General features: G+C 51.3%; 9 protein-coding genes, 2 tRNA genes, 2 rRNA genes and 1 riboswitch. Of the genes, 10 read left to right on the plus strand and 3 right to left on the minus strand.

Going from position 1 to position 11,210, the window contains the following annotated elements:
• Positions 1-103: 103 nt before the first annotated feature.
• A riboswitch (TPP riboswitch) is annotated at positions 104-258 on the minus strand.
• 122 nt (positions 259-380) lie between these two features.
• A complete protein-coding gene (locus KKH3_RS21245) occupies positions 381-842 on the minus strand; it encodes an Rsd/AlgQ family anti-sigma factor (protein WP_039364288.1) in 462 nt (153 codons plus the stop codon).
• A gap of 108 nt (positions 843-950) precedes the next feature.
• On the opposite strand from KKH3_RS21245, the gene nudC reads away from it, so the two are divergent.
• From nudC to KKH3_RS21275, 6 genes are all read left to right on the plus strand, one after another.
• Positions 951-1,733 (plus strand): NAD(+) diphosphatase, encoded by a 783-nt coding sequence (gene nudC / locus KKH3_RS21250; RefSeq protein ID WP_039364291.1) that lies wholly within the window; start codon positions 951-953, stop codon positions 1,731-1,733.
• 99 nt (positions 1,734-1,832) lie between these two features.
• A complete protein-coding gene (gene hemE, locus KKH3_RS21255; protein ID WP_039364294.1) occupies positions 1,833-2,897 on the plus strand; it encodes a uroporphyrinogen decarboxylase in 1,065 nt (354 codons plus the stop codon).
• A gap of 15 nt (positions 2,898-2,912) precedes the next feature.
• Entirely contained in the window at positions 2,913-3,602 is a 690-nt protein-coding gene (gene nfi / locus KKH3_RS21260) for a deoxyribonuclease V (RefSeq protein ID WP_039364298.1), read from the plus strand.
• Between the two features lie 77 nt (positions 3,603-3,679).
• Entirely contained in the window at positions 3,680-4,270 is a 591-nt protein-coding gene (locus tag KKH3_RS21265) for a YjaG family protein (protein ID WP_012772950.1), read from the plus strand.
• A gap of 204 nt (positions 4,271-4,474) precedes the next feature.
• Positions 4,475-4,747, plus strand: a complete 273-nt coding sequence (hupA, locus tag KKH3_RS21270; RefSeq protein ID WP_005970302.1) for a nucleoid-associated protein HU-alpha — start codon at positions 4,475-4,477, stop codon at positions 4,745-4,747.
• Between the two features lie 4 nt (positions 4,748-4,751).
• Entirely contained in the window at positions 4,752-5,438 is a 687-nt protein-coding gene (locus tag KKH3_RS21275) for a DUF1481 domain-containing protein (protein ID WP_080756564.1), read from the plus strand.
• A 68-nt stretch (positions 5,439-5,506) separates the two neighbouring features.
• On the opposite strand, the gene purD is transcribed toward KKH3_RS21275, so the two are convergent.
• Complete coding sequence (gene purD, locus KKH3_RS21280; protein WP_039364301.1) at positions 5,507-6,793, minus strand: phosphoribosylamine--glycine ligase; 1,287 nt, start codon at positions 6,791-6,793, stop codon at positions 5,507-5,509.
• A gap of 17 nt (positions 6,794-6,810) precedes the next feature.
• Positions 6,811-8,400 carry a bifunctional phosphoribosylaminoimidazolecarboxamide formyltransferase/IMP cyclohydrolase gene (gene purH, locus KKH3_RS21285; RefSeq protein ID WP_039364304.1) on the minus strand — a complete coding sequence of 530 codons (1,590 nt, stop codon included), beginning with the start codon at positions 8,398-8,400 and terminating at the stop codon, positions 6,811-6,813.
• A 604-nt stretch (positions 8,401-9,004) separates the two neighbouring features.
• Between purH and KKH3_RS21290 the strand changes: the two genes are divergently transcribed.
• From KKH3_RS21290 to KKH3_RS21305, 4 genes are all read left to right on the plus strand, one after another.
• Positions 9,005-10,547, plus strand: a 16S ribosomal RNA gene (locus KKH3_RS21290).
• A gap of 73 nt (positions 10,548-10,620) precedes the next feature.
• A tRNA-Ile gene (locus KKH3_RS21295) sits at positions 10,621-10,697 on the plus strand.
• A 42-nt stretch (positions 10,698-10,739) separates the two neighbouring features.
• Positions 10,740-10,815 (plus strand) — tRNA-Ala (locus tag KKH3_RS21300).
• Positions 10,816-11,033: 218 nt separating this feature from the next.
• A 23S ribosomal RNA gene (locus KKH3_RS21305) occupies positions 11,034-11,210 on the plus strand; the annotation flags it as partial.

The raw sequence follows: 11,210 nt of genomic DNA on the forward strand, positions 1-11,210 counted from the left end.
GTAAGACGTAAAGGGAAGATTGCTTGTCTGGAGCCCGGAGGGAGTAATAATGATATTGAGCGTCAGAGCAGGTATGTGCAAATACGCAGCCTTGGGCTCAATGAGGTGCATTACTCTTGTTCCCTTCGCAGGTATTAACCCGATCAGGTTCCGCGGATCCCGAATTAACGGTCTCAGCCTGTGCGCTCATAAGTTTTGTCATAACGATTGATTTCGTAAAACAAAACACGAGCACGCTAGGCACTCCGACAAGATATGCCCGTTTCTTAAACGAGCCAATAAAACCCCTACACTGTATGTCGGCAAAACGCAGATGTCAAAGCGTCCCGCTTGTGCCTTCACAGCGTGCGATGATGTTCTGAAATAACGTCAAATGACGACTATTTGTCGTAAACCTGCTGGATCATTCTGTCTTCCAACGTAAAACGCGCTTCCAATGCTTCGCCGACGTGGGAGAGTGCCTGCTGGAATTCGAGGCAGTTATCATGGTCGATGGCTGCCGCCAGGTGACTATCGTAAAACGTCATAATTTGCTGCGTGTTATTTTGCAGGGCGAGGTCGAGCTGGGTGGAAAGCGCTAATACTTGTTCGCTGTGTGTCGCTGCTTCATGCAGCATTTTTTCGTATAAATGAAAGTGGCCGGTAGAAAGATAGTCCACCAGATTCTGGCAAAAATTATCCAATGCCTCTTCATCCAAAAGAGAAAGCGCTTCCTTGTTCGGCTTGATGCCAACCAGATGATAGTAAGCCACCAGAAGCTGCTTACGCGCTTGTAGCCATTGGTCGATTAACGCATTATTGCCACCAACGTATTCAGTCAGACTTTGTAGCTGGTTTAGCATTGTTGACTCCGTGAACGGTAAGAAATAACTGAAATCCCAGTTATAAAACTTATGTAATCACTCTGAATGTAAAATGCCAGTGAAGTGGCAGTGGAGCAATAAAAAGATATGGAACAGACGCTAAAAGGTGATGAAACTGGCTGGTGGGTGGTTAGCGATGCGATACAAATCTGGCTACCTCAGGGAGAATTGCCGCGCGGAACGGCGATAGAGTGGTCGTTGCAGGGGAAAACGGCTCGCCAAATCGGTGAATGGCAAGGGCTGCCTGTCTGGCTGGTTTGTCAGGGGCGGGATTCGGATATGGCATCGGTTCGCCAACTAATCGATCAGGACGTGGGGTTATTCCAGCTCGCAGGACGAGGCGTACAACTGGCTGAGTTTTACCGCTCCCATCGTTATTGCGGCTACTGCGGCCATGAAATGGTACGGAGCAAGACGGAGCTGGCATGCTTATGTCACCACTGCAAAGAACGCTATTATCCGCAGATCGCGCCTTGCATCATCGTCGCGATTCGCCGTGGTGAGGAAATTTTGCTGGCGCAGCACAATCGACACCGTGGAAACATGTACACCGTGCTGGCTGGGTTTGTGGAAGTCGGCGAAACGTTGGAACAGACGGTCGTGCGTGAGGTAATGGAAGAGAGCCAAGTTCAGATAAAAAATCTGCGTTACGTGAGTTCGCAGCCTTGGCCATTCCCTCATTCTCTGATGATGGCTTTTATGGCCGATTATGCGGGGGGAGACATCAAGCACGATCCGAAAGAGCTGCGTGACGCGGGCTGGTTCCGCTATGACCAACTCCCGCAGTTGCCTCCGCCGGGCACTGTAGCGCGTCGGCTTATCGAAGATACGGTGGTACTGTGCCGTGCTTATCACGAGAACGAAGGCTGACGTGGTACTATTTGTGTCATAAAGCGTTCGTTTTATCACGCATCCGCTTCATCACATCTATCCGGTGTAGAATCGCCGTGAGGCTGAAAGGAAAAGAACATGACTGATCTGAAAAACGATCGCTATTTGCGGGCGTTATTACGCCAACCCGTTGATGTCACTCCGGTGTGGATGATGCGTCAAGCGGGGCGTTATCTGCCAGAATATAAGGCAACGCGCGCGCAGGCGGGTGATTTTATGTCGCTGTGTAAAAACGCAGAGCTGGCTTGTGAAGTCACGTTACAACCTTTACGGCGCTATGCGCTGGATGCGGCGATCTTGTTCTCTGACATTCTCACGATCCCTGATGCTATGGGTTTAGGACTTTATTTCGAAGCGGGGGAAGGCCCACGCTTTCGTTCCCCTATTACGTCCCATGCCGATGTGGTTAACCTGCCAGTTCCCGATCCAGAGCAGGAACTTGGCTATGTGATGAACGCCGTGCGGACGATCCGTAAAAACCTTGCCGGTGAAGTGCCGCTGATTGGTTTCTCGGGCAGCCCGTGGACGCTGGCGACCTACATGGTTGAAGGCGGGAGTAGCAAAGCGTTTACCGTCATTAAGAAAATGATGTTCGCTGAGCCTAAAACGCTACACCTGTTGCTGGATAAGCTGGCTGATAGCGTCATTCTTTACCTCAACGCGCAGATTCGGGCGGGCGCGCAGGCGGTGATGATCTTTGATACCTGGGGCGGCGCGCTGAGCGGACGCGACTACAAAGAATTCTCCCTGCATTACATGCATAAGATCGTGGATGGTTTACAGCGTGAGAATGAAGGCCGCCGTGTACCCGTTACGCTCTTCACCAAAGGTGGAGGGCAGTGGCTGGAGGCGATGGCAGAAACCGGCTGCGACGCATTGGGGCTGGACTGGACGAGCGATATTGCCGATGCTCGCCGTCGCGTAGGCGATAAGGTCGCGCTACAGGGAAATATGGATCCGTCGATGTTGTATGCCGATCCAGCACGGATCGAGCAGGAAGTGGCATCGATCCTCGCTGGGTTTGGGCAGGGTAACGGCCATGTTTTCAATCTGGGTCACGGCATTCATCAGGATGTGCCGCCAGAGCATGCAGGCGTTTTTGTTGAGGCCGTGCATCGGTTGTCCCGCGCTTATCACGCATGATTCACTGGGGGTGATGTGATTGATACACAACAGCTACGGGCTGAGCAGTTGTCCCGCGCTTCTGATGTGATTCGCCACGACGATTTACCTTTTGAACAGCCCGCGTTTATCGCGGGTGCGGATGTTGGTTTTGAACAAGAAGGTTCGGTAACTCGCGCTGCAATTGCGGTAATGCGCTATCCTTCGTTGGAACTGATAGAATACAAGATTGCGCGTATCAGCACGACAATGCCCTATATCCCCGGTTTTCTTTCGTTTCGTGAATGCCCTGGGCTACTCGCCGCGTGGGCGCTGCTTGAACAGAAACCGGATCTGCTGTTTGTCGATGGACATGGGATTTCCCATCCGCGTCGCCTCGGCGTTGCCAGCCATTTTGGTCTGTTGGTTGATGTTCCCACGATTGGCGTGGCGAAAAGTCGGCTTTGTGGCCGGTTTGAGCCATTAGCGGAAGGCGTTGGCAGCCAGCAGCCGTTACTGGATAAGGGCGAGCAGATTGGTTGGGTATGGCGTAGCAAAGCGCGCTGTAATCCGCTGTTTGTGGCGACGGGGCATCGAGTCAGTCAGGATAGTGCATTGCACTGGGTACAATCTTGTATGCGTGGCTACCGGTTACCGGAGCCGACCCGTTGGGCTGATGCTGTCGCATCAAATCGTCCTGCATTTGTGCGTTGGCAACGGCAGCAAGCGGCTAACGTATTGTCGTAAAACTTTAGGAATTCAGGCATAGGGCGTCACTGTTATTTCAGGTACACTGCCGTCCGTCGCCGTTAATGAGCATAAAAATGTTACGTAACCCCATTCATTTACGTCTGGAAAAGCTGGCGAGCTGGCAACATGTCACTTTCATGGCATGTCTTTGTGAACGTATGTACCCAAATTACCACGAATTTTGTCGTCAAACAGAATTCGGCGACGCGATGGTTTACCGTCGTATTCTCGATCTGGTATGGGAAACATTGGTTGTTAAAGATGCGAAGGTCAATTTCGATAGCCAGTTGGAAAAACTGGAAGAAGCGATTCCCGCTGCTGAAGACTATGATCTTTATGGCGTCTACCCGGCTATTGATGCCTGTATCGCATTGGGCGAGTTGATTCATTCGCGCTTAAGCGGTGAAACGCTGGAACATGCGATAGCGATTAGCGAAACGTCTATCCGCACGGTTGCCATGCTGGAAATGACGCAGGCTGGTAAAGAAATGACCGACGATGAGCTCAAGGTTTTGCCTGCAATCGAAGAAGAATGGGATATTCAATGGGAGATTTTCCGCCTGTTGGCGGCTTGTGAAGAACGCGATATTGAGTTGATCAAAGGGCTCCGTTCCGATCTGCGCGAGGCCGGAAGTAGTAACATCGGGATAAATTTGCATCAATAACGCGATAAAACGTGATTTAAGGCCTGAAATGGCCTGTCTTAAGGCTTCACATTCGCACCCTGTCTGGTCTACATTTGGGGGGCGTAAAAAAAGTGGCTGTCGGTGCGTATATGCAGGAGAGTGCTATTACACCCTGAAATGGGAAAGGGCATATCCGTCGCACTCGATGCTTAGCAAGCGATAAACACACTGTAAGGATAACTTATGAATAAGACTCAACTGATTGATGTAATTGCGGACAAAGCTGATCTGTCAAAAGCACAGGCTAAAGCAGCTTTGGAATCAACTTTGGCGGCAATTACCGAGTCTCTGAAAGAAGGTGATGCAGTACAATTAGTTGGTTTTGGTACGTTTAAAGTGAACCATCGTAATGAGCGCACTGGCCGCAACCCACAAACCGGTAAAGAAATCAAAATCGCTGCTGCCAACGTGCCAGCATTTGTTTCTGGCAAGGCTCTGAAAGACGCTGTTAAATAAGCCCATGCTGGTTAAAAGTTTAAGCAGAGGGGCGTTTTCGCCCCTTTTGCTTTTACGACGTTTGTGTGGCGCAGGCTTCGTGCTTACAGCCGTGGTAGCTTGTAGTAGCCGCACCGCACCGCCGGAAGTTTTCGCCAGCGGTTATGTTGCCGATCGCGGTGTTGTGCGTTTGTGGCGCAAGGATGATGCGCAGAATACGACGGCGCTGACCACCGTGTACAACCCGCTTCAGGGCAATGCTCTGGTGGTGACGCGTTATTCGTTCCAGCAGGATAAGCTACGCGAGATAGAGCGTAATCAGCTCGGGGCGCAGCAAGAAGATATGCGTTTGCGCTTTGCAGAAGATGGAACCGTCAGCTTTATGCAGCGACAGCTTGCCGAAAGACGTGAATCGGTTTCTGATGATGAAATCGCGCTCAACCAGTTTGATGCGAAGCGCATGCTGGAATTGAGCGATGTACTGCGTGCAGGCAAGGTAAGGCTAAAGCAAGGGAAATGGCTGGAAGGGCAGGTGCAGTCTTGTGACGGTACGGTGGTTCGCCCTAATTTTGACAACGATTCACGTGAATGGATCGTTCAGCAAAAAGCGCATGCAACACGCCCGCTAAACGTCGCGTGGCTGGAAGCGCCAGAAGGGACACAGTTATTGCTGGTGGTGGAGGATGATGTCTGCCAGTGGCAGCCTAAATAGCTATAAAAAAACCCGGATTTCTCCGGGCTTCAGTATTTAACCGATAATCATTTACCGAACTTTTTTTATCAGGCTTGCTCACGCTCAATGGCGCGGTAGCCGATGTCTTTTCGACAGAATACCCCTTGCCACTGAATGCCTGCTGCTATTTCATAAGCGCGTTGTTGCGCTTCAGCGACGGTATTACCTAACGCAGTGACGCACAGTACGCGGCCGCCGTTGGTGACAACATCAATACCGTTCAACTTAGTGCCCGCATGGAAGACTTTGCCATCTTCGGCATCCTGCTGTGGTAAACCGGAAATCACATCACCCGTGTTGTAGTCAGCCGGGTAACCGCCTGCAGCCAATACCACACCCAGAGACGGACGTTCATCCCAGACTGAATCTTTCTGATCCAGCGTGCCATCACAGGCGGCCAGACACAGTTCCACCAGATCGGAGCGCAGGCGCAGCATAATTGGCTGTGTTTCTGGATCGCCAAAGCGGCAGTTGAATTCGATAACCTTTGGCTGACCATCGGTAGAAATCATCAGACCGGCATACAGGAAACCGACGTAGGTATTTCCCTCTGCGGCCATGCCGTTCACGGTCGGCCAAATTACCTGATCCATCACTCGCTGGTGGATTTCATCGGTTACGACCGGAGCTGGCGAGTAAGCGCCCATGCCACCGGTATTCGGGCCAGTGTCTTTATCCCCTACACGTTTGTGATCCTGGCTGGTCGCCATCGGCAGCACGTTCTTGCCATCTACCATCACGATGAAGCTGGCTTCTTCGCCATCAAGGAACTCTTCCACCACGATACGGTGTCCGGCATCGCCGAAGGCATTCCCCGCCAGCATATCCTGAATGGCGTTTTCCGCTTCCTGCAACGTCATGGCGACAATCACGCCTTTACCAGCGGCTAACCCGTCGGCCTTGATGACGATCGGTGCACCTTTGCAGCGTACATAGGCCAGCGCGGGTTCCACTTCGGTAAAGTTCTGGTATTCCGCCGTCGGGATGTTGTGGCGTGCCAGAAAATCTTTAGTAAAGGCTTTGGAGCCTTCCAACTGTGCAGCACCTTGCGTTGGGCCAAAGATTTTTAGCCCTGCATTCTGAAACGCATCCACGACACCGATAACTAACGGTGTTTCTGGGCCAACGATGGTTAAATCGATGTGGTTTTCCTGCGCAAAAGCGACTAACGCCGGGACATCCGTTGCCGCGATATTGACGTTGGTCAGCGCGGGTTCAAGCGCGGTGCCCGCGTTTCCTGGAGCAACATAAACACGTTTCGCCAGCGGTGACTGCGAGGCTTTCCAGGCTAGCGCGTGCTCGCGTCCGCCATTACCAATTACTAAAATGTTCATTTCGGTCAGCTCCAGAATTAATGGCGGAAATGGCGCATGTCGGTAAAGATCATCGCAATGCCGTGTTCGTTGGCGGCAGTAATGACCTCGTCATCACGAATAGACCCGCCCGGTTGGATCACGCAGGTAATGCCAACGGCAGCTGCGGCATCAATACCATCACGGAATGGGAAAAACGCATCAGATGCCATCGCGGAACCTTTTACTTCCAGCCCTTCATCACCCGCTTTGATACCGGCGATTTTCGCTGAGTAAACGCGGCTCATCTGGCCAGCACCTATCCCGATGGTCATGTTGTCACGTGCGTACACAATCGCATTGGATTTAACGAACTTAGCCACTTTCCAGCAGAAAAGGGCATCACGTAATTCCTGTTCGCTCGGCTGACGCTCTGTTACGACACGCAGTTGAGACGCATCGACCATGCCCAGATCGCGATCCTGTACCAGCAAACCGCCGTTGACGCGTTTGAAGTCCAGACCTGGAACGCGTTGCTGCCAATTGCCACTGGTCAGGACACGTACGTTTTGTTTGGCTGCGGTCACCTTCAGTGCGGTATCACTGGCAGAGGGGGCAATGATGACTTCAACAAACTGGCGGCTGATGATGGCCTGCGCCGTCTCTTCATCCAGCTCGCGGTTGAAAGCGATAATGCCGCCGAATGCAGATGTTGGGTCGGTTTTGTAGGCACGCTCGTAGGCATCAAGAATTGAGTCGCCAATTGCTACGCCGCATGGATTCGCGTGTTTAACGATCACGCAGGCTGGTTCAGCAAATTCTTTCACACATTCCAGGGCTGCATCGGTATCAGCGATGTTGTTATAAGACAGCGCTTTGCCTTGTAACTGTGTAGAAGTGGCGACAGAGGCCTCGTGAATATTCTCTTCTATATAGAAGGCAGCTTGCTGATGGCTGTTCTCGCCGTAGCGCATGTCCTGCTTTTTGATGTAGTTCAGGTTCAACGTACGTGGGAAGTTACCTGATGGTTTATCAGTATCACCGTGGTAAGGCGGAACCAGAGCACCAAAGTAGTTGGCAATCATACTGTCGTAAGCGGCGGTGTGTTCGAATGCTTTAATAGCTAAATCGAAACGGGTTTCGTAGGTCAGTGAACCGTCGTTGGCGTCGATTTCATTAATGATGGCGCTGTAGTCGCTGCTCTTGACCACGATAGCCACATCTTTATGGTTCTTGGCGGCGGAGCGAACCATCGTCGGGCCACCAATATCGATATTCTCAACCGCATCTTCTAATGTGCAGTTCTCTCGAGCGACGGTCTGGGCAAATGGATACAAATTCACAACGACAATATCAATTGGCTTGATGTCGTGCTGCGTCATGATCGCATCATCTTGATCGCGTCGTCCCAGAATGCCGCCGTGCACTTTCGGGTGCAGGGTCTTTACTCGCCCATCCATCATTTCCGGGAAGCCGGTGTAGTCAGAGACTTCAGTCACTGCTAAGCCAGCATCGGCCAGCAAACGGGCGGTTCCACCCGTTGAAAGGAGCTCGACGCCACGGTGGGACAGAGCTTGAGCAAATTCGACAATACCTGCTTTGTTAGAAACGCTGAGCAGAGCGCGGCGAATTGGACGGCGTTGTTGCATGATGATGTTATCCCTTGGATTTGGGTAGTCAGTAAAGAACGGTATGTGAATATCGTCTTTGTCAGAGCAATAATTGCGGAATAAAGAGAAATATTCAGTTAGCGTTCGCAAAAATACGACGATTTTGAACGGGGTGAATTGTAGCGAAAACGTTTGCGTGATGCTCGTCAATTTTTGAATAGAATGCTTTCTGTGGATAAGTTTGTGCAAAAATAGGTATAAGGCGGGGTTTTGCTGTGGAATGCAGCAAACAGTCATTTTTCTTTAAAATACCTATTGCGGCCTGCCGAGAAGTCCCTATAATGCGCCTCCACTGACACGGCAACAGCGACACGCGGTTGTGGTGACAGGAAAAAGATTTACTAAAGGCGGTCAGTAATGACTTGACTTTAAAGCGGATTGGCATAGTATATGCAGCCCGCGCCACCGATGAAGTGGCACTGCTCTTTAACAATATAATCAGACAATCTGTGTGGGCACTCACAAGACCGTATCTTGACGATATAAAAAGTCTTGAAGAGTGAACAACAGTAAATTCATTACGAATAAACAGTGACTAATTCTTTGAGCATCGCTGACGAGTTCAGCAAATCAAACAAATCTTAAATTGAAGAGTTTGATCATGGCTCAGATTGAACGCTGGCGGCAGGCCTAACACATGCAAGTCGAGCGGTAGCACAGGAGAGCTTGCTCTCTGGGTGACGAGCGGCGGACGGGTGAGTAATGTCTGGGAAACTGCCTGATGGCGGGGGATAACTACTGGAAACGGTAGCTAATACCGCATAATGTCTTCGGACCAAAGAGGGGGACCTTCGGGCCTCTTGCCATCAGATGTGCCCAGATGGGATTAGCTAGTAGGTGAGGTAATGGCTCACCTAGGCGACGATCCCTAGCTGGTCTGAGAGGATGACCAGCCACACTGGAACTGAGACACGGTCCAGACTCCTACGGGAGGCAGCAGTGGGGAATATTGCACAATGGGCGCAAGCCTGATGCAGCCATGCCGCGTGTGTGAAGAAGGCCTTCGGGTTGTAAAGCACTTTCAGCGGGGAGGAAGGCGGTGAGGTTAATAACCTCATCGATTGACGTTACCCGCAGAAGAAGCACCGGCTAACTCCGTGCCAGCAGCCGCGGTAATACGGAGGGTGCAAGCGTTAATCGGAATGACTGGGCGTAAAGCGCACGCAGGCGGTCTGTTAAGTTGGATGTGAAATCCCCGGGCTTAACCTGGGAACTGCATTCAAAACTGACAGGCTAGAGTCTTGTAGAGGGGGGTAGAATTCCAGGTGTAGCGGTGAAATGCGTAGAGATCTGGAGGAATACCGGTGGCGAAGGCGGCCCCCTGGACAAAGACTGACGCTCAGGTGCGAAAGCGTGGGGAGCAAACAGGATTAGATACCCTGGTAGTCCACGCTGTAAACGATGTCGATTTGGAGGTTGTGCCCTTGAGGCGTGGCTTCCGGAGCTAACGCGTTAAATCGACCGCCTGGGGAGTACGGCCGCAAGGTTAAAACTCAAATGAATTGACGGGGGCCCGCACAAGCGGTGGAGCATGTGGTTTAATTCGATGCAACGCGAAGAACCTTACCTACTCTTGACATCCACAGAATTCGGTAGAGATACCTTAGTGCCTTCGGGAACTGTGAGACAGGTGCTGCATGGCTGTCGTCAGCTCGTGTTGTGAAATGTTGGGTTAAGTCCCGCAACGAGCGCAACCCTTATCCTTTGTTGCCAGCGATTTGGTCGGGAACTCAAAGGAGACTGCCGGTGATAAACCGGAGGAAGGTGGGGATGACGTCAAGTCATCATGGCCCTTACGAGTAGGGCTACACACGTGCTACAATGGCGTATACAAAGAGAAGCGACCTCGCGAGAGCAAGCGGACCTCATAAAGTACGTCGTAGTCCGGATTGGAGTCTGCAACTCGACTCCATGAAGTCGGAATCGCTAGTAATCGTAGATCAGAATGCTACGGTGAATACGTTCCCGGGCCTTGTACACACCGCCCGTCACACCCATGGGAGTGGGTTGCAAAAGAAGTAGGTAGCTTAACCTTCGGGAGGGCGCTTACCACTTTGTGATTCATGACTGGGGTGAAGTCGTAACAAGGTAACCGTAGGGGAACCTGCGGTTGGATCACCTCCTTACCAAGAAGATGTGTGTTAAGTGAAGTGCTCACACAGATTGTCTGATGAAAATAACGAGCAGAAATACCTTAATAGGCTTGTAGCTCAGGTGGTTAGAGCGCACCCCTGATAAGGGTGAGGTCGGTGGTTCAAGTCCACTCAGGCCTACCAACTCTTCCGTGAGTGGTATCTAAGGTATCTGTAAGCAACGATGGGGTTATAGCTCAGCTGGGAGAGCGCCTGCCTTGCACGCAGGAGGTCTGCGGTTCGATCCCGCATAGCTCCACCATTACTACTTGCAACATAAAAGACTTCAGAGTGTATTGGAAACAGTATGCTGCGAAGTATTTTGCTCTTTAACAATCTGGAACAAGCTGAAAATTGAAACATGACAGCTGAACATACTGACACGACAGTAATGTGGTGTGAGTGATGCATCAGTCTGTCAATGAGTCTCTCAAATAATCGCAGCGCGATAGTGTCTTTCAAGACACCTTCGGGTTGTGAGGTTAAGCGACTAAGCGTACACGGTGGATGCCTAGGCAGTCAGAGGCGATGAAGGGCGTGCTAATCTGCGATAAGCGTCGGTAAGCTGATATGAAGCGTTATACCCGACGATACCCGAATGGGGAAACCCAGTGTGTTTCGACACACTATCATGACATGAATCCATAGTGTCATGAG

This window comes from Pectobacterium actinidiae (genome assembly GCF_000803315.1).
Lineage (GTDB): Bacteria > Pseudomonadota > Gammaproteobacteria > Enterobacterales > Enterobacteriaceae > Pectobacterium > Pectobacterium actinidiae.

Excerpts from the sequence above, each read along its gene's own strand:
- KKH3_RS21245 (WP_039364288.1), bottom strand. The coding sequence starts at position 842 with ATGCTAAACCAGCTACAAAGTCTGACTGAATACGTTGGTGGCAATAAT.
- purD (WP_039364301.1), bottom strand. The coding sequence starts at position 6,793 with ATGAACATTTTAGTAATTGGTAATGGCGGACGCGAGCACGCGCTAGCC.
- nudC (WP_039364291.1), top strand. The coding sequence starts at position 951 with ATGGAACAGACGCTAAAAGGTGATGAAACTGGCTGGTGGGTGGTTAGC.
- purH (WP_039364304.1), bottom strand. The coding sequence starts at position 8,400 with ATGCAACAACGCCGTCCAATTCGCCGCGCTCTGCTCAGCGTTTCTAAC.
- hupA (WP_005970302.1), top strand. The coding sequence starts at position 4,475 with ATGAATAAGACTCAACTGATTGATGTAATTGCGGACAAAGCTGATCTG.
- KKH3_RS21265 (WP_012772950.1), top strand. The coding sequence starts at position 3,680 with ATGTTACGTAACCCCATTCATTTACGTCTGGAAAAGCTGGCGAGCTGG.
- hemE (WP_039364294.1), top strand. The coding sequence starts at position 1,833 with ATGACTGATCTGAAAAACGATCGCTATTTGCGGGCGTTATTACGCCAA.
- KKH3_RS21275 (WP_080756564.1), top strand. The coding sequence starts at position 4,752 with ATGCTGGTTAAAAGTTTAAGCAGAGGGGCGTTTTCGCCCCTTTTGCTT.